22 protein-coding genes are annotated in these 24,828 nt (G+C 73.9%); 8 read left to right on the top strand and 14 right to left on the bottom strand.

What is annotated here, in order from left to right; all coding sequences use genetic code 11:
* Positions 1 to 64: 64 nt before the first annotated feature.
* From ACWZEH_RS31640 to ACWZEH_RS31590, 11 genes are all read right to left on the bottom strand, one after another.
* Positions 65 to 1,822 carry an ABC transporter ATP-binding protein gene (locus tag ACWZEH_RS31640; RefSeq protein WP_456194482.1) on the bottom strand — a complete coding sequence of 586 codons (1,758 nt, stop codon included), beginning with the start codon at positions 1,820 to 1,822 and terminating at the stop codon, positions 65 to 67.
* A complete protein-coding gene (locus ACWZEH_RS31635; protein WP_456194481.1) occupies positions 1,819 to 3,558 on the bottom strand; it encodes an ABC transporter ATP-binding protein/permease in 1,740 nt (579 codons plus the stop codon). The genes ACWZEH_RS31640 and ACWZEH_RS31635 overlap by 4 nt, the downstream gene beginning before the upstream one ends.
* Entirely contained in the window at positions 3,555 to 4,706 is a 1,152-nt protein-coding gene (locus tag ACWZEH_RS31630; RefSeq protein WP_456194480.1) for a SagB/ThcOx family dehydrogenase, read from the bottom strand. Before ACWZEH_RS31630 ends, ACWZEH_RS31635 begins: the two co-directional genes overlap by 4 nt.
* A gap of 11 nt (positions 4,707 to 4,717) precedes the next feature.
* A complete protein-coding gene (locus ACWZEH_RS31625; RefSeq protein WP_456194479.1) occupies positions 4,718 to 6,097 on the bottom strand; it encodes a YcaO-like family protein in 1,380 nt (459 codons plus the stop codon).
* Entirely contained in the window at positions 6,094 to 7,575 is a 1,482-nt protein-coding gene (locus tag ACWZEH_RS31620; RefSeq protein WP_456194478.1) for a CocE/NonD family hydrolase, read from the bottom strand. The genes ACWZEH_RS31625 and ACWZEH_RS31620 overlap by 4 nt, the downstream gene beginning before the upstream one ends.
* Positions 7,572 to 8,426 carry a hypothetical protein gene (locus tag ACWZEH_RS31615; RefSeq protein WP_456194477.1) on the bottom strand — a complete coding sequence of 285 codons (855 nt, stop codon included), beginning with the start codon at positions 8,424 to 8,426 and terminating at the stop codon, positions 7,572 to 7,574. The genes ACWZEH_RS31620 and ACWZEH_RS31615 overlap by 4 nt, the downstream gene beginning before the upstream one ends.
* A gap of 91 nt (positions 8,427 to 8,517) precedes the next feature.
* Positions 8,518 to 8,631, bottom strand: coding sequence for a streptamidine family RiPP (gene amiA, locus ACWZEH_RS31610; protein ID WP_241270818.1), 114 nt, complete (start codon positions 8,629 to 8,631; stop codon positions 8,518 to 8,520).
* 57 nt (positions 8,632 to 8,688) lie between these two features.
* Positions 8,689 to 9,510 (bottom strand): ABC transporter ATP-binding protein, encoded by an 822-nt coding sequence (locus ACWZEH_RS31605; protein ID WP_456194476.1) that lies wholly within the window; start codon positions 9,508 to 9,510, stop codon positions 8,689 to 8,691.
* Between the two features lie 20 nt (positions 9,511 to 9,530).
* The gene (locus ACWZEH_RS31600; protein WP_456194475.1) at positions 9,531 to 10,538 is read right to left on the bottom strand and encodes a FecCD family ABC transporter permease; all 1,008 of its coding nucleotides are present in this window, start codon (positions 10,536 to 10,538) and stop codon (positions 9,531 to 9,533) included.
* The gene (locus tag ACWZEH_RS31595) at positions 10,535 to 11,689 is read right to left on the bottom strand and encodes a FecCD family ABC transporter permease (RefSeq protein ID WP_456194474.1); all 1,155 of its coding nucleotides are present in this window, start codon (positions 11,687 to 11,689) and stop codon (positions 10,535 to 10,537) included. Before ACWZEH_RS31595 ends, ACWZEH_RS31600 begins: the two co-directional genes overlap by 4 nt.
* 92 nt (positions 11,690 to 11,781) lie before the next feature.
* Positions 11,782 to 12,759: an ABC transporter substrate-binding protein gene (locus ACWZEH_RS31590; protein ID WP_456194473.1), complete on the bottom strand. Its 978-nt coding sequence runs from the start codon at positions 12,757 to 12,759 to the stop codon at positions 11,782 to 11,784.
* An 87-nt stretch (positions 12,760 to 12,846) separates the two neighbouring features.
* Here ACWZEH_RS31590 and ACWZEH_RS31585 point away from each other — a divergent pair, with 87 nt between their 5' ends.
* Complete coding sequence (locus ACWZEH_RS31585) at positions 12,847 to 14,046, top strand: YncE family protein (protein WP_456194472.1); 1,200 nt, start codon at positions 12,847 to 12,849, stop codon at positions 14,044 to 14,046.
* Positions 14,047 to 14,263: 217 nt separating this feature from the next.
* Here ACWZEH_RS31585 and ACWZEH_RS31580 read toward each other — a convergent pair whose 3' ends face one another.
* Complete coding sequence (locus ACWZEH_RS31580; protein WP_456194471.1) at positions 14,264 to 14,806, bottom strand: DUF421 domain-containing protein; 543 nt, start codon at positions 14,804 to 14,806, stop codon at positions 14,264 to 14,266.
* 254 nt (positions 14,807 to 15,060) lie between these two features.
* A complete protein-coding gene (locus tag ACWZEH_RS31575) occupies positions 15,061 to 16,299 on the bottom strand; it encodes a cation:proton antiporter domain-containing protein (RefSeq protein ID WP_456194470.1) in 1,239 nt (412 codons plus the stop codon).
* 342 nt (positions 16,300 to 16,641) lie between these two features.
* On the opposite strand from ACWZEH_RS31575, the gene ACWZEH_RS31570 reads away from it, so the two are divergent.
* Positions 16,642 to 17,052: a four-helix bundle copper-binding protein gene (locus ACWZEH_RS31570; protein ID WP_456194469.1), complete on the top strand. Its 411-nt coding sequence runs from the start codon at positions 16,642 to 16,644 to the stop codon at positions 17,050 to 17,052.
* Between the two features lie 330 nt (positions 17,053 to 17,382).
* On the opposite strand, the gene ACWZEH_RS31565 is transcribed toward ACWZEH_RS31570, so the two are convergent.
* Entirely contained in the window at positions 17,383 to 17,835 is a 453-nt protein-coding gene (locus ACWZEH_RS31565; protein ID WP_456194468.1) for a DUF4383 domain-containing protein, read from the bottom strand.
* Between the two features lie 477 nt (positions 17,836 to 18,312).
* Between ACWZEH_RS31565 and ACWZEH_RS31560 the strand changes: the two genes are divergently transcribed.
* From ACWZEH_RS31560 to ACWZEH_RS31535, 6 genes are all read left to right on the top strand, one after another.
* Complete coding sequence (locus ACWZEH_RS31560) at positions 18,313 to 18,717, top strand: DUF302 domain-containing protein (protein WP_456194467.1); 405 nt, start codon at positions 18,313 to 18,315, stop codon at positions 18,715 to 18,717.
* Between the two features lie 342 nt (positions 18,718 to 19,059).
* Positions 19,060 to 20,418: an MBL fold metallo-hydrolase gene (locus tag ACWZEH_RS31555; RefSeq protein ID WP_456194466.1), complete on the top strand. Its 1,359-nt coding sequence runs from the start codon at positions 19,060 to 19,062 to the stop codon at positions 20,416 to 20,418.
* A 47-nt stretch (positions 20,419 to 20,465) separates the two neighbouring features.
* Positions 20,466 to 20,831, top strand: coding sequence for a rhodanese-like domain-containing protein (locus ACWZEH_RS31550; protein WP_456194465.1), 366 nt, complete (start codon positions 20,466 to 20,468; stop codon positions 20,829 to 20,831).
* Positions 20,828 to 21,571, top strand: coding sequence for a sulfite exporter TauE/SafE family protein (locus ACWZEH_RS31545; RefSeq protein ID WP_456194464.1), 744 nt, complete (start codon positions 20,828 to 20,830; stop codon positions 21,569 to 21,571). The genes ACWZEH_RS31550 and ACWZEH_RS31545 overlap by 4 nt, the downstream gene beginning before the upstream one ends.
* 154 nt (positions 21,572 to 21,725) lie before the next feature.
* Positions 21,726 to 22,301 (top strand): rhodanese-like domain-containing protein, encoded by a 576-nt coding sequence (locus ACWZEH_RS31540; protein ID WP_456194463.1) that lies wholly within the window; start codon positions 21,726 to 21,728, stop codon positions 22,299 to 22,301.
* Between the two features lie 562 nt (positions 22,302 to 22,863).
* A complete protein-coding gene (locus ACWZEH_RS31535; protein ID WP_456194462.1) occupies positions 22,864 to 24,732 on the top strand; it encodes an ATP-binding cassette domain-containing protein in 1,869 nt (622 codons plus the stop codon).
* The last annotated feature ends 96 nt before the right edge of the window (positions 24,733 to 24,828 follow it).

Here is a 24,828-nt window from a genome sequence, read left to right as displayed (position 1 = left end):
ACCGGAGTGTGACCGGGGCGGCGCCGTCGGGTGTCGCCGTGGCAGCGGTCGGTGCGCCCGGCCCTCAGGAGGGGATGTGGCCGAGGCTCCGGTTGAGTGCGCTGTCGGGGCGGCCGGTCAGCTCCTCCCAGGTGCCCTCCTCGGTGATGCGGCCGGCTTCCAGGACGGCGATGCGGTCGGCTCGGCGGACGGTGGCCCGGCGGTGTGCGATGACGATCGTGGTGCGGCCCTCCTTGCGGAGCGCGGCGGCCAGTTGGGCGTCGCCCGCGTTGTCCAGGTGGGCGGTGGACTCGTCCAGCACGAGCACTGCCGGCTGGACCAGCAGCGCGCGGGCGAGGGCGATGCGGGCCCGCTGGCCTCCGGAGAGGGTGGAGCCGCGCTCGCCGACCGGGGTGTCCATCGGGGCGATCAGGTCGACACCGCACAGGCGTGCCGTCGCCGTGAGCAGGCCGTCGTCCGCCTCGGGCGCGGCGAGCCGCAGGTTCTCGGCGAGCGTGCCGTGGAAGAGAGGGGTGTCCTGTCCCACCACCGCGACGGCGCGTCGCAGTTCCGCGTCGCTCACGTTCCGTACGTCGACGGGCTCTCCGTCGGCAGGTATCAGCTGGACCGCTCCTTCGGACGGGTCCCAGAACCGGGCCAGCAGGTGGGCGCAGGTCGACTTGCCGGCCCCCGAGGCACCGACCAGTGCGAGCGTCTGTCCGGCGCGGACGGTCAGCTCGATGCCGTCCAGCACGGGCCCGTTGCCGTAGTCGAAGCTCACCCGGTGCAGCCGGACGCCCAGCGGGCCGGGGGGCAGCGGGCGGGGGGCGGCGGGCGGCGGGGCGAGAGCGGGGGCCTTCACGGCCGCGTCGACCCGGGCGGCGGCGGCGCGCAGTGCCACGGCCTGGCTCAGGGCCCGGGCCGACTCGGCGACCGGACCGAGCGCCGACAGGGCCAGCGTCATCGCCGCCGGGGCCCACGCCCCGTGCAGCCGTCCGGCGGTCACGGACTGCGCGGCCGCGGCCACCACACCGAGGACCGCGGCCACGATGAGGAGGTCCCGGACCGCGGCGGCGACGGCCTCCCGGGTGACCTCGGCACGCTGGGCGTCGCCCACCTGCCGCCCGCGTTCGGCCAGCCGGCGGCGTCGTTCGGCCAGGGCGCCGAAGGCGAGCAGCTCGCGCAGCCCGTCGACGGTCTCCACCGTGTCGGCCGACAGCCTCGCGACGGCCGTCCGGGTACGGCTCCCGCGCGCCGTGCGTCCGCGCGCGTCGGCGAAGGGAGCCACCGCGAGCAGCGCCGCGACCGGCAGCACGGCCGCCAGCAGCCACGGCTCCACCGTGGCGAGGACCGCGGTGGAGCCGGTGAGGACCGCCCCCGACGCCAGGAGCTGGGCGGTGGTGTGGGCGTAGAAGAACTCCAGTGCCTCCACGTCCGCCATGGCCGTGGCGGCGAGGTCTCCGCTGCGCCGGCCCGCGACACGGGCGGGCGCGCTGCGGGCGAGTCCGTCGAAGACGCGTACCCGCAGTACGGCCAGCACCCGGTAGGCGAGGTCGTGCGAGAGGTCCATCTCGCGCCAGGTCGTCAGGGCGCGTACGAGGACGAGCCCGACGAGTGCGGTGACGGTGGCGGCCGAGGGGGCACGCCCCTCGACGACGGCCGTTCCCACGGTGTACGCGGCCAGCGTCAGCAGGGCGACGAGGGAACCCTGTTCGAGGAGTGCGGCGACGCAGGTGCGGACCGTCATGGCCCGGTGGACGGCGAGGGCGGGGAGCATGGCGCGCAGTGAGCCCCGCGCGGGCACGTCCGCGTCGGTGGTGGCGATGTCGATGGCGCTGCTCATGCGGCGAGTTCTCCTCGGTGGACGTGGCCGGCCTCGACGAGTCGCGCGTAGACGCCCCCTGCCTCGGTCAGGTCGGCGTGCTCGCCGACGGCGTCGACCCGTCCGGCGTCCAGGACGACGATGCGGTCGGCGTGCCGGACGGCCGCGAGCCGGTGGGCGACCACCAGGACGGTACGGCCGCCGGCGGCGGTCAGCAGTTCACGGACGATGTCCGCCTCGCGGCGTTCGTCGACCGAACTCGTGGCCTCGTCGAGGACGAGCACCGGGGCGTCGGCGAGCAGGGCCCGGGCGAGGGCGAGCCGCTGGCGCTGGCCGCCGGACAGGGTGGCGCCGCGTTCGCCGAGGACGGTGGCGTAGCCGTCGGGGAGGGCGGTGATCTCGTCGTGGATGCCGGCGGCCCGCGCCGCAGCGGTCAGTTCGCCGTCCGTCGCCTCCGGTCGGGCCAGACGCAGGTTGTCGGCGATGGTGGTGGGGAAGAGGTAGGTCTCCTGGGAGACCACGGCGATGCCCTGGCGCAGCGAGTCGAGGGCGCAGCGGGTCGTGCAGCGCCCGTCGAGGGTGATCCGGCCCTCCTGCGGGTCGTGGTGGCGCAGGAGCAGGGCGACGAGCGTGGACTTGCCCGCGCCGGACGGGCCTACGATCGCGGTCGTACGTCCCGCCGGCGCGGTGAAGGAGACACCGTGGAGGGTGGGCGCCTGTGCGTCGTCGTAGGTGAACCCGACGTTCTCGAAGCGCAGTTCGGGCGGTTCCGGCCAGTGGGCGGGCGCCGTTTTGGTGTCGCGGACGGCGGGCTCGGCGGTGCGCAGCGCCGCGAGCCCGTCCGCGGCCGACGCCCCCAGGTATCCGGCGTGCCACTCGCGGGCGAGGTCCCGGACGGGACGGAAGCACTCGGAGGCCAGCAGCAGCACCAGGTAGGTGCCGGTCGCCGCGGTGGATCCGGTGCCGGCCGACCAGCACGCGAGGAGCGCGGCGGCGGCGGTACCGCCCTGGATGGCGAGATCGGTGATGCCGGTGTCGACCAGGGACACCCGCAGTTTCGCCACGGTCGCCCGGTGCAGTGCCGTCGAGCGCTCCTCCAGGCGTGCGCGGGTGCGGCCGACCGCGCCGGCGGCCCGCAGGGCGGACATGCCCTGCAGGGCCTCCAGGTAGTCGGCGCCCAGCCCTTCGTAGGTGTCCCAGTGCTCCTTGCCGCGGGTGGCGAGGAGCCGGTCCCAGGCGCGCGGGCCGCACAGGGCCAGCAGCAGGGCGGGAACGAGACCGAGGAGGGCCATCGGTTCCACGGCGGCCAGGACGGCGAGCACCAGGGGCGGCACGGTGAGGGTGATCAGGAGCTGGGGGAGGTAGCGCGAGACGTACGCGTCGACGCCCTCCACCCCGTCGACGAGGGTGGTGCGTACGGCCCCGGCGCGCGCGGTGGTCAGGTGTGCGGGTCCCAGGCGGCCGAGGTGGGCGAGGAGTTCGTCCCGCAGCGCCACCCTGACCTGGGCTCCGGCGCGGGTGGCGGTGCGCCGCTGCCAGGTGGCGAGCCCGGCGCGGGCGGCGACGACGGCGAGGACCGCGGCGAGCAGCCACGGGAGCCGGCCGGTGTCGCCGCGGGCCAGGCCGGCGAGCGTGACGGCCAGCAGGGCGGCCTGCGCGAGGTGGGTGAGGGTGACGGCGCCCTGCAGGAGGGTGGCCGTGAGCAGGGGGCGCCGTGCGCGCCGGGCGGCGCGGCGCAGCTCGGGGTGGACGATCATGTGGTGTTCTCCTCGTCGGCGTGGCGGGTGCCGAGGGCCAGGGCGTGGACGATCCAGTCCCGGCCCGGTGCGCCGCCGAGCGCGGCACCGAGGTCCGCCTGCTGCCAGGAGCCGACGGGCCGGGCGGCCAGCCCGTGGCGCAGGGCGGTGACGTGGGCCAGGTGGACGGCGAAGCCGGCCCGCAGGTGGGTGCGGCGGATGTGCGGCGTGCCGGCGTCCGCGGGGCAGCCGCGGGCGAGCAGGACGGCTCCCGCGTCCGCGATCCACGCCTGGCCCGCGGCCCAGGCCGCGAGCGTGCGGCGGGCCTCCCCCGCCGCACACCGCCGCAGTGTGGTGCCGTCGGCCGCCGGCTCGACCAGGCCGGGGCGTGGTGGTCCGACGGCGGCGGACCAGCGCAGGTCGCCGGTGCTCGCCCGTTCGGCGGTGGCGAGAACCGCCCGCAGCGCGTTTGGGTGCGGGGCGCCCGAAAGCGGCGGCGGCGTGCTGCGCCGGGTCAGCAGTTCGCCGGGAGTGGGCGCGCCCGCCGGCGGCTGCGGGCGGTGCGTGCCGTCCGGCGGGCGTACCGGGCCCTGCCCGCCGGGCGGGGTGATGCGCACTACGGCCAGGGGGCTCTGGGCGAGTCCGTCCAGCCGTACCTCGGGCTCGTCCGCGCCCAGTGCGCGGGCCGCGAGAAGGAGCGCCGCGGCGGCGTGCCCGGTGTCCAGCAGCAGCAGGGGCCAGGCGCGGTGGCCGTAGTGGGAGACCGTGCGCCGTGCGGTGACGGAGAGTTCGGCACTCACGCCCGGCGGTGTGCCGTCGGGTTGCCGGCCGAGGCGGTGGACGCGGTGGCGCAGGGGGTCGTAGCCGTACCGGCCTGGCGGCAGGGGGCAGCCGGTGCCCACGACCAGTTCGGTGTCCACCGGGTGCAGGGCTCCGGCAGAGGATGCGGGCCGCAGCCGCCCGGAGTCGTCCGAGGCCGCCAGCGAAAGGCGCAGCAGTGCCTGCAGATCGAGGTCCGCCGGGCCGGCCTCCGGGATCGGGTGCGACGGTCCCGGCCAGGCCCGGACGGCGGGTCCGGCGGATGTGCCGGGACCGGGACGCTCCGGGGAGCGGGCGCGGGTCAGCGCGGCGGCGAGGTCCACCGGGTGGCCCTCGTGGGCGTGTTCCACGGCAGTGGCCCTCACATGTGCGGCGGGGGCGCCAGCGTGAAGTCCTCCGGCGCGCCCGGTGCGGTCGTACGCCAGCCCCGCCGGACGGCCGCTTCGGCGAGGCGTGGGCAGCCGAAGTAGCCGAAGGCGGCGGGGGCGTTGGGGAGCAGCCCGGAAACGAGGACCCGGGCGACGCGCAGGGACGTCTCGGCCACGTCCTCGGTGGTGAGGTCGAACGTCATGACGCGGTGGCCGCCCGCGTGCAGCGCGCGCTCCAGCCGCTCCCGCCCGCCGGGCTCGACCGCGTCGACGGACACGGTCCCGTGGGCGGGTTCGGTGAAGCGGCGGGCCTCGGCCGCCATCCGTTCGTCCAGCCACACCTGCACGTGCGCCCCCAGGTCCCGCACGTGCTCGAACTGCTCGCCGCACACGTCGAGGTAGCGTCCGTCGGCGCGGTGCTCCAGGTACAGCCCGCGGGCGAGCAGTCCTGCCTCGACGGCCTGGAAGACCCAGCCGTCGGAGTCGGTGAGGCCCTGGGTGAACACCCAGGTGTGGACCGCTTCGAGAACCGCCTTGCGGGCGGCCTCGGCCGGGTCGTACTTGCACGCGAACCCGGCGGCGTACAGGCCGAGCCGCGGGTCGTGGACGAGCGCGGCCATGCAGGGGGCGAACTCCGAGGGCATCTCCACGATGTGGACGTCGAGCGCGGAGCCGGCGAGGTCGTCGGTGAGGCCGGGCACACTGGCCGGGTCGATGCCGCGGGCCGGTCCGTCGAGGTGCCACCACAGTTCCAGGGCGTCGCGTTCGACGATCTCCAGCAGGGCGCGTTCGACCGCGTCGTCGAGGCCCTGCCCGGTGGCGATGCCCGCGTAGTTGAGGTGATGGGTCCGGGGCAGCTCACGCAGGTCGCCCTGGCGCCAGTTGAGGTGGGTGAGGGCGACGGGTGCCCAGACCTCTGCCGTTCGTCCGTCGGGCAGCCGCTCGGTGCCGCGCGTCCACAGGGACGGGGTGTCGGCCGTGAGGCGACGATAGGGGAACTTCTCCCGGGCGTACTGCCATGGCGCGTAGGCGGGCAGGTCGCCGGGGCCGTAGAGCCGCAGGCCCTTCCCGGCCAGCTCGGCGGCGGTGGCGCGCAGCGGGGCGTCGGGGTGGCCGGGCGGCGGCACGCGGTTGCCGCAGTAGCGCTCCATCCCCTCGGCTATCGCCGCGACACGTGCTTGCCCGGGATCGCCGAAGGTGGTGCCGAGGGAGACCCGGTCGGCGGGCCACAGGCCGAGTCTGCGGGCGTCGGACATCTCGGCGGTGAGCGCGGTGTAGCGGGGCGGGGCGCCCGCGGGGTGCTCGACGGGCTTGACCTTGCGGACGATGCCGCAGACGGGGTCGACAAGAGCTTCCAGCGGCAGCGTCGTCATCGCAGGATCTCCTTGGCGGGATCGGTGGACGTGGGACGGGACGGGAGCACGGGCAGCGTCAGTGCCACGCTCTGTGGGTCGACCTCCCGCCGGGAGGCGAGCAGCCGGCCGGCCGTGACCGGGTCCTCCCCGGTGTGGGGGTTGCGGGCGTGCATCGGGAAGTGGTGCCCGGCGATCTCCAGGCGGAGCCGGGTGCCGGCCCGCAGCCGACGCGCGAGCCGGCCGAGTTCGAGGGTGAACCCGGTTTCCCGCCCTGCCGGTTCCTCGCGCCTGAGGACACCGGCGGCGAGTCGCTCGGCGGTTCCTTCCGGTGTGAGGGCGACGAGCCGGGCGGCCCAGTCGGCGGACGGTGTGTGGGCGGTGGCCCGCAGCCGTACGCGCACGGGTCCGACCACGTCGAGCGGACACGGCAGCGGCGGGGTGGCCAGCAGGCAGCGGTCGGGCGGTCCGCCGGTGGGGACGGTGAGGTCGTCGGAGCGGACGGGGCGGTCGGGGTCGGCGGTGAAGTCGGAGCCGTGCAGCAGCCGCAGCCGCTGTGCGCGGGGCTCGCCGTCGGTGCCGGAGGGCAGCCACAGGTCGCCGCCGCCGAGCGCCAGTGCGCCGTGGTGGCCGGGGGCGAGCTCGCCGGCCAGGGCACGGCGGGCCCAACGCACGTACAGGTCGCCGAGATTCACCCGGTGGGCGGGTCCGGCGCCGGGGCCGGCCGCGGTGACCAGGCCGTGCCCCCAGGGGCCCAGCAGCAGTCGTGCCGAGGGCCCGCCCCAGGTGCGCCACAGCGCGACGGTGTCCTCGGTGAAGTGGTCGTGGTGGCCGCCGACCGCGAGCAGGGGCATGCCGGCGTGCACCGCCCGCGACGCGAGCCGGCCGCGTTCGTGGTGACGCCACAGGTCCGCCCAGGAAGGCAGGACTCGCCCCAGCCGCTCGGGGAGGCCGGTGAGCGGCAGGTGGGTGAGCAGGCCGGGGTCCGCGGCGAGGGCCTTGTCCAGCGCGCTCTCGTCGGAGTCCCGCCGGTCGCCGTGGGCGGCCCACCAGCCGGCGCGGGCCAGCAGCCGTTCCACGCCCGAGGGTTCGCGTGCCGTCTCGGCGGCGCCGAGGGCGGGCACGGCGGCGATGACGGCGTCCGGCCGGGCCTCGCCGGACGCCTCGAGGGCGAGGACGAGAGCGCAGTGGGCGGCGTAGGAGGCGCCGGCGGCGACGAGCCGCCCGTCGCTCCACGGCTGTCGCCGGATCCATCGGGCCGCCGCCGCCCCGTCGGCGGTCTCGTTCTCGTACGGGTGCCACTCCCCCGCCGACGCGAACCGGCCCCGCACGTCCTGGACGACGGCGGCGAACCCCCGGCGCGCCCAGCCGCGCGCCTCGGCCCGGTGCCGGGCACGGTCGTAGGGAGTACGGATGAGGACGGCCGGGAAGGGGCCGTCGCCGTCGGGGAGGCGGACGTCCGTGGCGAGGCCTTCGGTCATCGCGCTGAAAGGTGTCATCCGTGCTTCTTCGGCATCGGTGCGACGTCGGGCACCGGAAGGACGGGGCGCTCGGTGACGGTCAGGGTGCGCAGGTCGACGCATCGGAGCCGGCGCCGTGCCGGGAGGCCGGCCGCGTCGGGGGCGCCGGTGGCCCACCGGCTGAGGTCGTCGGCCAGCAGAGCCGCGAGCAGCCCGGCGGCGGGAACGGTGAGCCTGACGGGTGCGCCGGACGTACGGGGACCGCTCCAGTAGGCGGTCAGTTCGCGGTGGGCGGGGGTGGCGGCGAGCCGGCGGGCCCGGACGTGGGCCGCGGTGACGTCCCCGGGAGCGGCGGCGAGGGGTTCGACGTACGCCTGCCAGCCCTCGCGGTGGCAGCGCAGCCAGGCGACCCCGTGCTCGGGGAGCCGGTCGGCGGCGTCCCACAGCCCGTCGGGTACGGGTCCGTCGAGGCACCACACGACGGCGGCGGGGTTTTCGTCGAGCAGGTCCTCGATCTCCGCCGGCGACGTGCCGGGACCGGTCGCGGGCGAAGTCGTGCGCGGTTCGGCGCCCAGGGCGGCCAGGTGCGCGGCCAGCGGTTCGGTCAGTGCCGGGTCGCCCACCAGCCGGACGCCCCGGCGGGCGGCGGGCCACTGCGGGCGCTGTGGCTCGTCCGACAGGTAACCGGCCTCCTCGAAGGCCCGCACCACACGGTTCAGTTCCTCGTCCGCCGGGACCGCGGCAGCGCCGGAGAGCAGGGAGAGCAGGGCCCCCTGGTCCGCGTCCCGCGTCCTGACGCCGAGGAACTCCCCTTCGGCGGTACGGACGGCGAGACCCCGCCCGGGTACGGCGACGACCTCGACACCGGGTACGAGCCGGCTGCGGGACACGGCGATCCTCCTGACGACGGGCCTGGGATGGGCGTGGGCCCGCCCGGAAGGCATCGGGCGGGCCCACGGTCGAGGGCGGTGGGGCCCTCGCTTACTCCTCGGTGTCCTCGAAGGGGTTCTCGACGAGCGCGTTGGAGTGGGAGGCCGAGTCGTGGGCCAGCTGACCCGGGTCGGCGATGGGCGCGAAGACCTGCTCGTTGTCCATGAACTCTCCTTATGCGTAAGGGAGATACGACGTCCGGACGAACGCCGCAATGGCACTCTAATGAATCCGATTTTCATATTCCATACCCGAGAGAGGGTGATCTGGGTAACACACCGGCCAGCCCCCCTCGGGATCCCGGCCGACCCGGCCGGCCACCTTCAGCACGTCCGCCAGCAGCCCCGGTGTCACCACCTCCTTCGGTGTTCCGTCGGCCGCCACGCGGCCGTCGCGCAGGGCGACGACGCGTTCGGCGAACCGGGCCGCGTGGGCCAGGTCGTGCAGCACCATCACCACGGTGAGCCCGCGTTCCTCGCGCAGGCGGACCACCGTCTGCAGCACGTCGAGCTGGTGGTGCAGGTCCAGATAGGTGGTCGGCTCGTCGAGCAGCAGGACGCGGGTGTCCTGGGCGAGCGCCATGGCGAGCCGCACCCGCTGCCGCTCGCCCCCGGACAGCGCGTCGACGTCACGGTCGGCCCACTGCTCCACACCGACGTCGCGCAGCGCCCGGTGCACGACGGGGTCGTCGCCCTCACGCAGCATGCCCAGCGGGCCACGTGCCGCGTACCGCCCCTGTCGCACCAGGTGACGCACCGTCATCCCCGGTACGGCAGGAGCGGACTGGTGCAGCAGTGCCACCCGCCGGGCCGTGGCGCGCCGGGAGAGCTGGGCGAGGTCGTCCCCGCCGAGCAGCACGCGCCCCCGATCCGGCCGCAGCAGCCCGGCGGCCAGTCGCAGCAGGGTCGACTTGCCGCAGCCGTTCAGGCCGATGAGGGCGGTCAGTTCGCCCGGCCGGACGGTCATGTCGACACCCCGCAGCACAGCTCGTGCGGGGTAGCCGAAGTGAACCCCCTCGACGTGGATCCCCACGGACTCGGTCATGCTCTGTCCTTACGTCGACTTCAGAACGTACGGCTCGGCGTGCGGCGCACGACGACCAGCAGCAGCGCGGCGCCGAGGCAGGCGGTGAGCGCCCCGACCGGCAGCGTGAGCCGTCCGGAGTCCAGCGCCACCGCCAGCAGCCGCGAGGACAGCTGCGCCGCCGCGTCCGCCCCGCACACCACGACCGCGCCCACCAGGGCGGCGCCGGGAAGGCTCACCCGCAGGTCCGCGCCGAAGACGGCCACGGCCAGGTGCGGGACGAGCAACCCCACGAAGCCCAGCGCCCCGACGGCGGCCACCGCGCCCGCCGTCAGCGCCACCGCGCACAGCAGGGCGAGGGTGCGGGCCCGCCGGGCGGAAAGGCCGACGGCGAGGGCGATGTCGTCCCCGCAGCGCAGCAGGGTCAGCGGGCCGGCCAGCAGCCAGGCCGCGGCCCCCCAGACGAGCGCCCACGGCCACAGCAGGTGCCAGTGCTGCCACACCCGGCCCTCCGTGGTGCCCACCAGCCACTGGACGACGCTGCCGAGTCCGCCCGGCTCCACGAGCAGCACCATGGCGGTGAGCCCGCCGAGCACCGCCGACACCAGCACTCCGTGCACGGCGGTCTGCGCGGGATCGCCACGGCCACGGCCGGCGAGCAGCCACAGCAGCGCCGCTCCGGCGCATCCGCCCGCGCACGCGGCGAGGACCACGGCCAGGGGCGAGTCCCACCCGGCGAGTCCCAGGGCTGTCGCGGTGACGGCCCCGAGGACCGCCCCCGGTGTCACTCCCGTCACCTCGGGTCCGGCGAGGGGGTTGCGCAGCGCGGACTGCAGGACCAGTCCGGCCACGGCGAGGCACGCGCCCGCGCCGAGGGCCACCAGCATCCTGGGCAGGCGCAGCTGCAGGAGGATGTGGCGTTCCGTCACATCGCCCCCGCCCCCCAGGACGTCCCAGACCGCCGCCGGGGACATGCCGCGCCCGGCCACCAGTTCCACCCCGGCGCACACGACGGCCAGTGCCGCGAGCGCCGCGAAACGCCGTCTCATGGTGCGTCCTCCGTTCCAGTCGTCCCTGCGGGGAAGGGGGAGGCACCGCTGGGACCGCGGGCCCCGGGCTCGTCCCGGCGAGCGTTCTTCCGCGTCCCGGCGCAAGGGGTCCGGTCCGCCGCGCCAAAGATCCCGGTCCGCGGTCCGTGCAGCAGCGTGCGCACGGCAGCGGAAGGGGCCGGCCCGCGCCGGGTCGTCCGGCCGCGACCACCCGACCGCATCAGGGCGATCCCGGCCGGCACCCCCAGCAAGGCCGTCCAGGCACCGGCCGGCGTCTCCACGGGCGCCAGCGCCAGCCGGGCCGGGACATCGGCGACCGCCACGACGACGGCACCCCACACGGCGGACCACGGAAGCCAACGCACCGCTCCCGCCGCAGGGTCGAACCGTCGGGCCAGGTGCGGGGCGAGGAATCCCACCCACGCGACGGGTCCGCACACAGCCGTGACAGGCGCGATCAGCACGACGGCGATGGCCAGCGCGGCCAGCCGCGCCCGCTGGGCGCGCACGCCCAGGGCCGCCGCGTCCTCGTCGCCCAGCCGCATCACCGAGAGCACCGGCGCGCACAGCACGAGGGCGGGGGCGGCGACGAGCAGCCACGGCCACAGTCCGCTCACGTCGTCCCAGGTCCGGGCGGAGAGGGAGCCCAGCAGGTAGCGGTAGATGAGCTGGAGGTCGAGCTGGTCGGCCATGACCATCAGGACGAGCAGCGCGGCCTGCAACGCGGCCGCGACCGCGGCGCCGGTCAGCAGCACCGCGGACGGACTGCGCCCCAGCCCGGCCGCGAGCAGCGTGAGCCCGCCGCCGAGCGCGGCCCCGCCGATGGCCAGCAGGGGCTGGACGGCGGCGGGCAGTGACAGGGCCAGCACCAGCGGCGCGGCCACCCCCAGCGCGGCCCCGGACGAGACACCCAGCATCTCCGGCACCGCCAGGGGATTGCGCAACGCCTCCTGGAGCACGAGCCCCGCCGCGCCCAGACAGGCTCCGGCGATCAGCGCCAGCACCAGTCGGGGCACGCGCAGTTCGGTGACGACGATCCCGGCGAGCGTGGTGTCCCCGTCCAGCACCGCACCGGCGAGCCGGTGCGGTGGGACGTAGGGGGTGCCGAGGCTCAGTGCGCACATCGACGAGACGGTCAGCAGCACGGCCACCAGGAGTGGTTGCCACCCCCGTGCCCGGGGTGAGGGCCACCGGGGCCGTGCCGCCGTGCGATCCGCCGCGGCGGGCGCCGAGAAGGGCGCCCTCACCGCAGCGCGGCCGTGGCCTCGTCGAGGACGATGCCCAGGGAGCGGGTGCCACGCCCCTTGGCCCACACCTCTGAGTTCACCTCGTGGACGTCACCGTTCTTCACTGCCGGGATCTTGCTCCAGAGGGGGTTCTCGGCCAGCTTCTCCGAAAGCCTGCCGTCCGCGTCGCCGAAGCTCATCGTCTCGACGAACAGCACGTCGACGCCTTGGGCGAGGATCTCCTCGAGGCTGTAACTGCCTTCCACACCACGGGACTTCCACGGGTAGTCAGCGATCTTGGGGAACAGGCTGGCGGCCACGTCCCCCTCCGGGGTCGCGACGCCGAAGTTCTCGTCACTGCCGTAGATGATGAGAGCGGTCTTCTCGCTCGGGGTCTTCTCGGCCTCGGCGAGCTTGGTCCGGAAGGTCTTCTCGGCCTTCTCCCCCTCGGCGGTGCGGCCGGTGAGGGCCGCGAGGTCGCGCAGGTATCCCACGCTGTCCTCCCACGTCTCGGGCTGCATGGCCCAGAACGTGGTGGCGCCCTTCAGCGCCGGGGCGAGCTTGCCGTGGGTGTCCCCCAGGCCGATCACCAGATCCGGCTTGTGGGAGAGGACCGCCTCCACCTCCGGGGCGATGAACCCGCCGGGAACGACGTCGGCCTTCTTCGCGCCCTCTTCCCCGAGGAAGCCCGGGTGGGCGAGCAACGCGCTGTTGGTGGCCGTCGGGACGATGCCCAGTTCGGTCAGGATGTCGTCGCAGAGCGCGAACAGGCAGACGATCCGCTCCGGTTCCCTGTCCAGGGAGATCCTGACACCGTTCGTGTCGGTCAGCTCCGTCGCCGCCTTGATGGGTTCGACGGTGACCTCGGTCTTCGCGGCGGGCTCGGCCTTGTCACTCGCGGGTTCGTCGGACGACGAGCCGCAGCCGACCAGGACGGAACCCACCACCGCCACGGTGAGCCAACCGCGGACGAATTTCGACGATGAGCGCAGCATCGATGCCCTCGCTTCTTTTCAGGGACCGGGAACGCACCGAAGATACATGATAATCGTTTTCACAAGACCGGTTTCCCGGAGGATCCCATGCCCGCTGCCGCTCCCGTACTGCTCGTCTCCGACCACGTGGACGGATCCGTACACGTGCTGACCGTGCCGGACGGCACGGTCACAGGACGGCTGACGGGTCGCCACCTCTCCGAGCACGCCGGGTTCCTGGCGCTGCCGGGAGGACGGGTGGCCTGTGTCGACGACCGGCGGGGGGAACTCCTGGTGCTCGATCCCTTCGGCGAGGAGCTCGTGGAGTTCGCGGTCCCGGTCGCCGTTCCGGCCGAGCACCTCGCCTGCGACCCGTCCGGCCGCCGGCTGGCCGTCACGACCGGCCTGGGCAAGAACACCGAGCCGTGGTCGGACCTGCTGACGGTCGTCGACCTGGCCACCGGGGAAACCGCGCGGGTGCGCACGCGCGTCGGCGAACCGGGGGTGACGGTGCTGGGCGGCGGCGATCCGCTGGTCGTACTGCGGCACCGGGAACCCGGGGCGCTGGCCGTCCACCGGTTCGCGGACCTCCTCGCGGCTCCGCCCGGCTGCCCGGCGGTCACGCCTCACGCACTCCTGCCGCTGCCGGACGACGGACACGGGGACGCACAGGCTCCCGGCTCGGGGCACGTGTTCGCGGCCACGAGCGAGGGAGTCCACCGGGCCCGAAGGAAGGGCGACACGCTCGTGGCCGGGGCGGTGATCCCGTGGGAATCACCCGCCCGGGGCTGGTACCTGCGCCTCGACACCCGTCGGCAGGCACTGTGGACCACGCTGCGCGGTGGCGTTCCGGACCCGCTGCGGTGGCCGGAGTGGACCAACCAGGCATGGCGCCATGAACTGGAGACGGGCCGTACGCTCCTCACGGAGCTCGGCCACGGCCTGGTCTTCAGGCTGGCTCTCGCCCGGCGCCACACCGTCTTCACCCGCATTCACCCCGACGGCGACGAGCTGATCCTTCTGGGCGCCCACGACGGCGTCCGACGCTTCGCCCTGCCCGCCATGGACGGCGCTCCGCGTCTCGGCGGCACCCCCTGGGAGGGAGTCCAACGCCGCGCGGTGGCCGCCTCGCCGGGCTCCGACTGGGTCGCCGTCACCCGCGGCGGCCACGGCGAAGTACACATCGTCGACGCGCAGACCGGCCGCGAGGCGACCCGTCTGCGGTTGAGCACACCGCTGCACCACGGCGGCCACGTGATGCTGCGCACCTGGGGCGACGGCGCCGACGGCGATCCCGTGGGCCGGTGACGACACGTTCGGGCCGGCAGGCCGAAGGGCCTTTCCTCTGCACGCGGTAACGCTTCATCGACCCGGTGTGTCCGCTCGGGCCTCGCGGCGTGCGGCCTTCCTTCGCGGTCCCCCGCTGCGCCGCGCCAGGCGGTCGAACGCGTACACCACGTCCCGGCACACAACCGGGTCCCGCGTGCCCGGCGGTCTTCGGTCCGCGGACGACCCGGAGGAGTCCTCAGGGCTGGCCGGCGTCGTCGTGGTGAGGCGTTTGCCGCCGTGGCACGTCGTCCATGGCGCTTCCCGAGCCGTATTGCGAACGGGGGATCACGCTGAAGCTGCCGTCCGTCTCCAGCACCACCGCGTGTACCAGTTCCAGCGCTCCGGTTCCCTGGGCACGGATCGCCTGCCGCACTTCGTCGGGTGTGACCCGTTGGCGCCGCATCGCCTCATGGAGCATGCGGCCCTCGTGCAGCAGCAGGGTCGGCTCGGCCTTCACCAGCCGGCGGACGCTCCGGAAGCGGACCGACGCCCAGGCGGTGACGAACTGCAGCGCCACCAGCGAGCCGAGCGCCAGGGCCCCTTCCCAGAGAGCCACCTGCCGGTTGAGCAGGATGGTGGCCAGGGTCGATCCCAGCGCGACCGTGACCACCAGGTCGAAGGCGTTCATCTTCGACAGTGTCCGCTTGCCCGACGTGCGGACCGCGGCGATGAGGATCAGGTAGGCCAGCCCCGCCGTGACGAGTACGCGGGCGAGTTCATTCCAGGAGTCGAAGAACACGGATCCACTGGTACCCCGCGCGAGGGTTTCTCCCACAAGGACGACGGCCCGGTGTCAGCCCCGCAGGCCGGTGACCACCGCCTCGACGTCCTCCGGCTGAACCTCGGATGCCCTCGGATGCCCTCGGGCCACCGTATCCGCCGCCGTGGGACACGGGGCCGGACTCCTGGCCCGGCTCGCCGACCGCCGGCCGGGTCCCACCGTGTGCGTTTCGATGCCGCCGGCGGGCGTCACCGGGGCGCGTCCCGGGACCGTCACCGGCGGATTCGTCTCCCGGTCTTCCCGGTGCTCCGGGCGCCCGCTCGGCGGTAGAGGGACAGGCCGGGGGCGGCGGTGACGCCGTGCACGGCGGTGCTGGCCGCGATGACCAGCGTCCCGGCCGCCAGGACCTCGGGGTCGGTGCCGAGCCGGTGGGCCTCCATGGTCAGGTAGAACAGGGCCGAGACGCCGACGGGACCGAACCAGCCCAGAAAGACAGCGTCCCGCCAGGGCAGGGACAGGGGGCCTTTGAGAGCGAGCAGGATCGGCAGCCGGCGCAGCAGCAGCACACCGAGGACCAGCAGGATGCCGCGCCACCAGCCCAGCTCACCCCACTCGTGCCAGGGGATCGTGGCTCCGAGAAGCACGAACAGCGGCAGGACGAGGAAACGGTTGATCGCTTCGTCGATCTTGTTCTCACTCGCTCGTTCGTCCATCGGGCTGATCGCGTTGAAGGCCAGGCCGCTCACGAAGACGGCCAGAACTCCGTCGATGCGCAGCAGCCCGGACACGCCCAGCACGAAGAGTGCCAGCAGCAGGGTGTACACCAGCAGGGGGCCGGATGAAATGCTTCCGCTCCTCTCCGCCGTGCGCAGTACTTTTCCGCCCAGCCGGCCTGCTGCCGCTCCGAGGACGACGGCACCCAGGACCTGCCACAGGGACTCCGTCAGTGCTCGTGTTCCCGTCAGCGGTCCGGCGATCGCCACAGCGGCCAGTACCAGGGGCAGAGCGAGCCCGTCGTTGATACCCGATTCCAGGGAGAGCAGCTGCCGGGTCCGGGCGGCGATCCCCTTCTCGGCGGGCTCGCCGGTGACGACGCCGGAGGCGAGTACCGGATCGGTCGGGCACAGAGCCGCTCCCAGCAGCGCCGCCGTACCGAGACCGAGACCGAGGACGACGGCCGACACCGCCGTGGTGAGCAGTGCCATCCCGGCCATGGCCACGGTCAGCAGGACGAGCAGCGGTCTCACCCGCGCCCGCACATCACGGAACGGATAACGCAGGGCCACGGACATGACCGAGACCGCCAGCAGCAGACGGGAGACCTCGTGCAGCTCCTCGTGTCCCTCCACCACTGTGGGCGAATCAACGGCCCCCAGCATCTCCGGGCCGATGATCACCCCCGTCAGCAGGGCCAGGAGCGGCGCACTCAGCGGAGCGCGCCGAAGAGGCCCGGAAAGCGCCGCCACCACCAGTGCCAGGGCACCGACCACCGCCAGCAGGACGTTCAGCATGCCCGTCTGGTTGCCCGGTTGTGAACGGGATATGCCCTTTGAGCCCGTCGGCCCTCCTGCCGGTCACCCGATCAGCCCTCCGGCACCGCTGCTCCCAAGGGGGCGCTCCCACCGCACGCCGCGAAGAGGCGGGGGAGCCCTGTCCGTGACTCACGCATGGCCGTGCGGCCCTGGGCAGCCCTTGGCGGCTCCGCCTGAGGCAGGCGCCGGGAGCCGTTTGAGGCCGCGCGCCAGCAGACGCGCCGTTTACCTCACCCGTTCCTGTGTCACCCGGACACCGCACCGAACGACAGGGCATCGGCGAACGGCTGGGTCCTACGAGAGCGAAGGAGCTGTCAAGCGATGGCCACTGCTGTGAGGGACATGCTGGAGACCTACCCCGCCGACCTGGGCGGGGTGGACAGGGACGCGATGGTCCGCTGCATCGAGGAGTGCATCACCTGCGCGCAGGTGTGTACCGCCTGCGCGGACGCCTGCCTGTCCGAGGACATGGTCGGCGAGCTGACCAAGTGCATCCGCACCGACATGGACTGCGCCGACATCTGCGCCACCACCGCCGCGATCCTCTCCCGCCACACCGGCTACGACGCCAACATCACTCGCGCCGTCGTTCAAGCCTGCGCCACCGTCTGCAAGGCCTGCGGTGACGAGTGCGCCTCCCACGCGGACACGCACGAGCACTGCCGTATCTGCGCCGAGGCCTGCCGCCGTTGTGAGCAGGCATGCAACGACCTGCTCACCAATCTGGGCTGAACCGCTCCACGAGTCGACGGGAGCCAGGTCCTTCGTCCGGTTCCGGGCCCCCGCCCTCGCCCACCGCGTGACGCTCCGAGGCACGCCCTTCCTCCGGAGGCACTCACTGTCGGCGCTTTGGCCGGCCGCCGTCGGCCCGGCCGCCGTCTCCGAGCGGACGCGCACAGCCGCCGCCGTACTCCGGGACGCCGGCGGAAGCACATGGGGCGTCACCACCGGTCTCGGAGCACCGGCAGGCGCCCTGCCACCGCTCGACCGCGCGCGACTCGCGACCCGCCTCGGGAGGGGTTGTGGCTGTGCCACTCCGTCCGCGGAGCCGGGGCGCTGGAATCAGCGGCTGGCCGGTGTGGTGCGGCGGGTGAGCAGGACACCCAGGGCGATCATGCCGACGCCCAGGACGAAGTGCAGCCAGTTGTCGGCCGTGTTGACCGGAACGAAGTTCGCGGCACTGTCGTGGTCGATGATCAGCCCGTAGATCCACAGGACCAGATAGATCGCACCGCCGCCGATGAGGAACATGCGGGCAGCGGCAGCCGTGCGGGCCATGGCGATGCCGGCGATACCGAACAGCAGGTGGACGATGTTGTGCAGGACCGACACCTGGAAGATGCCCAGGAGCTTGGCCTCGGAGTGGTGCTCGGCGAACTTCATGGTGTCGTAGTCGGTCGTGACACCGGGAACGAAGCCGAGAACGCCGATCAGGAGGAACACCGCACCGACGGCGAGGGCGGCCTGCTGCACCCTGGTCCGACCGGCTGCGGGGGCGGCGTGCTGAGCGGACATGATGGTGATGTTCCTTCCGGGGTACAGGCGGCCGGAGCCGCGCAGCATGATCCGTTGGTCATCTCTTCACTGGTTACCTCTCTACCGCCTGATCGCCCCGTCCTCCACCGTTCAGGGCGCTGCTCGGTCTTCGGCCTCCTAAGCGGGTGAGTCCGGTATTCCCGGCGGCGAGGGCCACGCGCCCCCGCCCTTCCCCGTCCTTGAACCGGCGAAAACCGGCCGCGGTCGCCTGGGCCGGTCGGGTGACAAAGGGCCGGGCCGTTTCACGGCCGCCGAGCCACTGACGCCGGTGGGTCGGTCCGAGACGCCGGACGACATCGCCGTGGCCGGCGAGGCTCTTCCCGTCACCGGCGTGGGAACCGTACGGGACGCCCGGCCCGGCGTTCGCGCATCCGAGCGGCCGCGCCGCAGCGCACGAGTGGCTCACCGCCACCCGGATACCCGGTGCGGCATCGAGAACGACCGAAAGGCGGAACCATGCACTACGCCCGCACCGTGCACCTCGACACCGACTTCGTCACCACCGTGGACCGGGTGCGTGAAGCCCTCGCCGCCCAGGGCTTCGGCGTCCTCACCGAGATCGACGTCACCGCCACCCTCAAGGCCAAGCTCGACCACGACATGGAGGACTACGTCATCCTCGGCGCCTGCAATCCCTCCCTCGCCCACCGCGCCCTGGACACCGATCGCTCCATCGGCCTGCTGCTGCCCTGCAACGTCGTCGTCCGCACCGAGGGCGGGCACACCGCCGTACAGGCCCTCGATCCGGGCACGATGGTCGCCCTCACCGAACTCGACGCCCTGCGGCCGGTCGCCGAGGAAGCCACCCGTCGCCTCGACGCCGTCCTCGCCTCGCTCACCACCCGCGCCTCCGGCACCTGATCCGGCCGCGCACGGTCGGGCCACACCCTCGAGCCCGCAGCCGGCCGCCCAGCGGCAGAGCCGGTCGCCCCGCCCCGCCCGGCCGCGCCGGAAGCCGGGCCGAACCGCCGCACTCCCGGCGCCCGCACCCGCGTCATCGACCTCACCGGCCGCACGGCCCCTGCGCTCCGTGACGGACCTCGCGCCCACGCCCGGCCTTTCCCCGCGCCGGACACGAGTCCCGGCAGCCGCTCCCACAAGCACGCGAGGAAGCGCAACAGACACGCCGCAATACCCCCGGGGGTAATCGTGTTACGGTGACATATATACCCCGGGGGGTAATTTCACGGAAGGGACATCTTCGTGTTCTTCATCGACACCATCGAGCTCGAGGGCCTCGGCAACCGCCACTACCTGGCCGGCGGCAGGCAGACGGCCGTGGCGGTGGACCCGCCGCGCGACTTCGACCAGGTGCTGGTGGCGGCAGCCCGGCGCGGGGTGCGGATCACGCACGTGATGGAGACCCACGTCCACAACGACTACGTCACCGGTGGCCTGGACCTGGCGCGGGCGACGGGTGCCGCCTATCTGGTGCCGGCCGGCGCACAGGTGTCCTTCGCCCGGGTGGCGGTGGCCGACGGCGACTCCGTCACCGTCGATGACGGACTCGAGCTACGGGCCGTCGCCACCCCGGGCCACACCCCGCACCACACCTCCTACGTGCTGCGGGAGGAGGGGCGGCCGGTGGCCGCGTTCACCGGCGGTTCGCTGCTGATCGGCACGGTGGGCCGCCCGGACCTGGTGGAGCCCCGTCTGACCGAGCAGCTGGCCCGGGCCCAGCACGCCTCCGCGCACCGTCTGGCGGCCGAGCTGCCGAACGGGACGTCCGTACTGCCGACGCACGGCTTCGGCAGCTTCTGCTCCTCGGCGCAGGCCGAGGGGGAGGCCACGACGATCGGCAGGGAGAAGACCGTCAACACGGCGCTCACCACGGACGTGGACTCCTTCGTCACCCGGCTGCTGGCCGGCCTCGACGACGTCCCCGCCTACTACGCGCACATGGGCCCGGCCAACGCCGCCGGTCCGGCTCCGGTGGACCTGACGCCTCTGGCCGTCGCGGACGCCGGGGAGATCGCCGCTCGCCTCGCGGCCGGCGAGTGGGTCGTGGACCTGCGCGACCGGGTCGCGTTCGCCGAGGGGCACGTCGCCGGATCGTTCAACTTCGAGGCGGACGGCAAGATCGCCACGTACCTCGCGTGGATGATCCCGTGGGGCAAGCCGGTGACCCTGCTCGCCGAGTCCCCCAAGCAGCTGGCCGCGGCCCAGCGGGAGCTGGTCAGGGTCGGCATCGACCGGCCCGCGGCCGCCGCGACCGGCACGCCGCAGGAGTGGGTGGCCGGGGGCGGTCCCCCCGCCTCCTTCCCCCGGTCCACGTTCGCCGGGCTGGCCGAGCAGGACACGGACGGGATCGTCGTGCTGGACGTGCGGCGCGACTCGGAGCGGACCGCCGGGTACGTCGAGGACTCCGTGCACATTCCGATCCACGAGATGCACAAGCGGCTCGGCGAGGTCCCGGCGGGCACCGTGTGGGTGCACTGCGCCGGCGGCATGCGTGCCGCGATCGCCGCCTCGCTGCTGGACGCCGCGGGCCGTGACGTGGTGGCCGTGGACGACGGCTTCGACGCCGCCACCGAGGCCGGACTGACCGTGGTCACCGGCTGAACGGGCCCGCCCGCCCCTGCCCCTACGACTTCTCGGGAGGTTGTGTGATGTCCCTCTTCCGTCGCGGTGAGAACCGCGTCACCGTGGACGAGGCCCACCGGCGCACCCGGGGCGCCGACGCCCCGGCCGTCCTGCTGGACGTGCGCGAGCAGACCGAGTGGCACGCCGGACACGCGCCCGGCGCGGTCCACGCGCCGCTGTCCCGCCTCGCGGCGGGAGCGGCACTGCCGGGCGCGGCCCGGGAACGGCCGCTGGTGGTGATCTGCCGCAGCGGGAACCGCTCGCAGCGGGCCGCCTCCCTGCCGGCCGAACGCGGCGCGGAGGCGGTGGACGTCAAGGGCGGCATGACCGCATGGGCCGCCGCCGGGCATCCGGTCGTCGACGAACGCGGGAACAGCGGATCGGTGGCATGACGTCTCTGATTCTCGCGCTCGTCGCCGGTGCCGTCGTCGGCCTGGCCCTCGGCGGGCTGGGCGGTGGCGGCAGCGTCCTGGCGGTGCCCGCCCTGATCTACCTGCTCGGCTTCACCCCGTCGGACGCGGCCACGACCAGCCTGATCATCGTCATCCTGACCACGGTCTCGGCACTCGTGGGGCACGCCCGGGACGGCAACGTGGTCTGGCGGACGGGGCTGCTGTTCGCGGCGGCGGGCATCGTGCCCGCCGTGATCGCCGGGGCCGTCGCCGGACACCTGCCCCAGACGGTGCTGACCGTCGCCTTCGCCGTCGTCGCGGCGCTGGCCGCCCTGCGCATGCTGCGTCCCGCCCACGCCGGGACGTCCGGCAGGGTGCGTCCCGGCAGGGCCGGTGCCGCGGGCGCCGGGCTCGGCACGGTGACCGGGTTCCTGGGCGTGGGCGGCGGCTTCCTCGCCGTGCCGGCCCTGGTGGGTGTGCTGAGCCTGCCCATGCGCCGGGCCGTCGGCACCAGCCTGCTGGTCATCATGGTCAACTCGCTGGCCGCGCTCGGCGCCCGGGCCGGCACCGGAATGCACCTGGACTGGACTGTCATCGCGCCGTTCACCGCGGCGGCGGTCCTGGGCGCCTGGGACGGAAAACGGCTGTCGGCGAAGGTCGGGGGCAGGGCGCTCCAGCGCCTCTTCGCCTGCCTGCTGTTCGCCGTCGCCGCCCTCATGCTCGCCGACGCGCTCCTCTGACCGTGTCCGCACGGTCGGGCACCGATCGCGGCTCCGCGGCCGCAGGACCGACTCCCACGACCACCGCCCCTCACTGACATCCGCGAGGTACGAGCGCTCCTCTCCCCTCGCAGAGCAACACCGAACACGATCGACACGAAGGACGACATCGACCATGACCGCTCCCACCACCGTCGACCCGCGCCAGGCCCGCTCCCGTCTCCACGAGCTCACCGTCATCGACGTCCGTACCCCCGGCGAGTACGCCGGCGGCCACATCCCCGGTGCCCTCAACATCCCGCTCGACCAGCTGGACCGTGCCCTGCCGGACATCCGTTCCGCCGCCGGCCGCGGCGAGGTCCTCGTCGTCTGCGCCTCCGGCGCCCGTTCCGAGAACGCCCGCCGGATGCTCGCCGAGAACGGCGTCCGCGCCGCCACCCTCTCCGGAGGCACCGGCGCCTGGGCCGCCGAGGGCCACGGCCTCGACCACCCTCAGGGGAGCACGAGGGCGACCTGGGGCATGGAGCGCCAGGTCCGTCTGACCGCCGGCTCGATCGTCCTGCTGGGCCTGGCCCTGGGCGAGTTCGCCCACCCGGCCTTCCGGCTGCTGTCCGCCGGTATCGCCGGCGGCCTGGTCCTCTCCGCCGTGACCGACACCTGCGGCATGGCCGCCATGCTCGCCAGGCTGCCCCACAACCGACCCCGCAAGGCCGACCTGGACGCGACACTGACCCGGCTGCGCAGCAGCTGACCCCGAGGCCGTGGTCCGGGACGCCCACCGTGCCGGACTCCCCCGCTTCGGCCCGGACTCCGCCGCGGAGCGTGTCCGGCCGGGCGTGGGACGCCCCGTGCACCCGAGGTGCACGGGGCGTTTCGCCACCTCCCGTCGGACAGGGGCCGACGCCGTGCCGACGCGTCGTTGACGACGGCCCGGCCCCGTGCGCACACGGGCGTGGGACCGGGGCCGGGCCGTCCCCTGTGGCCCGCAGAAGGGCCGGGGCCCTCAGCCGGGGAGCACTCGGCGTTTCGGCCACCGCCGTTGTGTGACCGGTCCTTTGTCCGGCAAGGGTCGGTGCATCCCGCATGCTCCGCCGCGCCCCCGGTTCCGGGGTTCGGCACCCGACCGAAACACATGTGTTCGAAACCCGAGCGGGGTCGTTGAGCCTGGCAAGTCAGTCGCAACGACCGTCAGGGGGACCACTTTGACCTCGGCCGGCACACAGGAACAGCCTGATCCCGGAGCATCGGGCACGAACACGAACACGGACACGGACACGGACACGGGCACGGGCACTCCGCGTGGTGGAGGCAGCGTGCAGGACGAGGAGTTCCTGTACCGGGACGAGTCCAGGCACCAGGCCGGTGCGCAGTTGACGACCGGGACGATGGCGCGGCGGCTGCCCGTGTTGGTGCGCCGTTCCCTGAGGATGGCCTGGCAGGTGGACCGGAGTGCGACGGTCGGGCTGCTGGCGTGCCAGGCCGGCTCCGGCGTGCTGGCGGCGCTGGGACTGCTCGCCGTCACGGGGACGATCATCGCGCTGATCTCGTCGGGCGACATCACCGAGCGACTGTGGGACGCCGCCCCGCAGTTGGCGGTGATCGCCGTGGCCACCGGCCTGCGCGCGCTGCTGGGGATCACGGTGACGTGGCTGACCGGGCGGTTGCGTCCGGTGCTGGCGCGGGCGGCGGAGCTGACCATGGTCGAGGCCGCGCTCGGCGCGGAGCTCGCCGCGAACAACAAGCCCGGCTACAACGACTTCTACGACATCGCCGACCGCGGCGCCCAGGTCACCCCGGACCTGGTGGAGGAGGCACAGGACGTGCTGGCCTCGACGGCGACGCTCGCCGCGGGCGCGACCGTACTCGCCGTGCTGCACCCCGCGCTGCTTCCGCTGCTGCTCCTGGCGTGTCTGCCACAGGCCGCGGCGTACGTACGGGCCGCGCGGGTGGTGTACCTGGCGGGTCTGGAGACCTCGGGGCGGCGGCGGATGCTGCACAAGCTGCGCTGGCACATGGCGTACGTGGAGTCCAGCGAGGAGATGCGGGCCTGCCTGGCCGGACCGTTCCTCACAGCGCGGTACCGGCGGCTCGCCGCCTCGGTCAACGCCGCGGAACGCAGGGCCGCGGACACGGGTGCGTGGATGGGGCTGGGCGGTGCTCTCGCCGGCGGCGTGGCGTCGGCCGCGGTGTGGGCCGCCTTGCTGTGGCTGCTGGCCTCCGGCCGGATGGATCTCGCGGCCGGGGGCGGCGCGGTTTTCGCCCTCCAGACCGCGACGACGTCCGTGCGAGGCATCATCAACGGCGGGGCCCACCTGGTGCGCACCGGCTGGTACGTCCAGGACTGGCAGAACTTCCTCGACAACGCCCACGGGCAGGCCATGGCCGCGTCCCGCGGCGACCGGACCCTGCCCGGGGCGCCCGAGCGGTTCGAGGTCCGGGACATCACCTACCGGTACGACGGGGCGGAGCGGGACAGTCTCAGCGGGGTGTCCCTGCGGGTGCGGCGCGGGGAGATCGTGGCGCTGGTCGGGGAGAACGGTTCGGGCAAGTCCACCCTGTCCCGGCTGATCTGCGGCCTGCTGCTGCCCACCTCCGGCGAGGTGGCGTGGGACCACACGACCACGGCCCGGCTGGAGCCCTGGGAGGCGTGGAAGCATGTCGCCCTGGCCCCGCAGAAGTACACCTACCTGCCGCTGACGCTCCGCGACAACATCACCTTCGGGCAGGGGGACACCGGCGACGCCGCCGTCCTCGCCGCCTGCGAGGCGTCCGGGGCGGCGGACATGCTGCCCGGTCTGCGGTCGGGGCTCGACACGCTCCTGACGTCGGAGTGGTACGGAGGCCAGCAGCTGTCCGGCGGGCAGTGGCAGCGTGTCGTGCTCACCAGGGCCTTCCACCGGCAGGCGGCGCTGCTCGTCATGGACGAACCGACGGCCGCCCTGGACGCGCGGGCGGAGCACCACGTCTTCACCGGGCTGCGGGAACTGGCCAAGGACAGGGCCATCCTGCTGATCACCCACCGGCTCACCAACGTCGCCGTGGCCGACAGGATCGTCGTCCTCGACCGAGGACGGATCGTGCAGGAAGGCACCTACGCCCAACTCACCCGGGAACCCGGCCTGTTCCGGTCCCTGTGGGAACTCCAGCAGCGCACCGGCGGGGAGGCGGGCGGTTTTGCCTGAGCACGAACACGGCCGGAAATCCCGGGCGGAGATCTTTTTTCCGAAGGACGGCAACCTTCCCGGTGCGGGCGGCGACAAGAGGGTGCAACGCGGTCC

The sequence above is a fragment of the Streptomyces yamdrokensis genome (genome assembly GCF_053890455.1).
This window is presented reverse-complemented; position numbering and strand designations above follow the sequence as displayed.

Coding starts and splice junctions, on each gene's coding strand:
- ACWZEH_RS31570 (WP_456194469.1), top strand. CDS start 16,642: ATGGCCACTGCTGTGAGGGACATGCTGGAGACCTACCCCGCCGACCTG.
- ACWZEH_RS31565 (WP_456194468.1), bottom strand. CDS start 17,835: ATGTCCGCTCAGCACGCCGCCCCCGCAGCCGGTCGGACCAGGGTGCAG.
- amiA (WP_241270818.1), bottom strand. CDS start 8,631: ATGGACAACGAGCAGGTCTTCGCGCCCATCGCCGACCCGGGTCAGCTG.
- ACWZEH_RS31600 (WP_456194475.1), bottom strand. CDS start 10,538: ATGAGACGGCGTTTCGCGGCGCTCGCGGCACTGGCCGTCGTGTGCGCC.
- ACWZEH_RS31550 (WP_456194465.1), top strand. CDS start 20,466: ATGTCCCTCTTCCGTCGCGGTGAGAACCGCGTCACCGTGGACGAGGCC.
- ACWZEH_RS31545 (WP_456194464.1), top strand. CDS start 20,828: ATGACGTCTCTGATTCTCGCGCTCGTCGCCGGTGCCGTCGTCGGCCTG.
- ACWZEH_RS31635 (WP_456194481.1), bottom strand. CDS start 3,558: ATGATCGTCCACCCCGAGCTGCGCCGCGCCGCCCGGCGCGCACGGCGC.
- ACWZEH_RS31560 (WP_456194467.1), top strand. CDS start 18,313: ATGCACTACGCCCGCACCGTGCACCTCGACACCGACTTCGTCACCACC.
- ACWZEH_RS31620 (WP_456194478.1), bottom strand. CDS start 7,575: ATGACACCTTTCAGCGCGATGACCGAAGGCCTCGCCACGGACGTCCGC.
- ACWZEH_RS31575 (WP_456194470.1), bottom strand. CDS start 16,299: ATGCTGAACGTCCTGCTGGCGGTGGTCGGTGCCCTGGCACTGGTGGTG.
- ACWZEH_RS31590 (WP_456194473.1), bottom strand. CDS start 12,759: ATGCTGCGCTCATCGTCGAAATTCGTCCGCGGTTGGCTCACCGTGGCG.
- ACWZEH_RS31605 (WP_456194476.1), bottom strand. CDS start 9,510: ATGACCGAGTCCGTGGGGATCCACGTCGAGGGGGTTCACTTCGGCTAC.
- ACWZEH_RS31540 (WP_456194463.1), top strand. CDS start 21,726: ATGACCGCTCCCACCACCGTCGACCCGCGCCAGGCCCGCTCCCGTCTC.
- ACWZEH_RS31640 (WP_456194482.1), bottom strand. CDS start 1,822: ATGAGCAGCGCCATCGACATCGCCACCACCGACGCGGACGTGCCCGCG.
- ACWZEH_RS31625 (WP_456194479.1), bottom strand. CDS start 6,097: ATGACGACGCTGCCGCTGGAAGCTCTTGTCGACCCCGTCTGCGGCATC.
- ACWZEH_RS31585 (WP_456194472.1), top strand. CDS start 12,847: ATGCCCGCTGCCGCTCCCGTACTGCTCGTCTCCGACCACGTGGACGGA.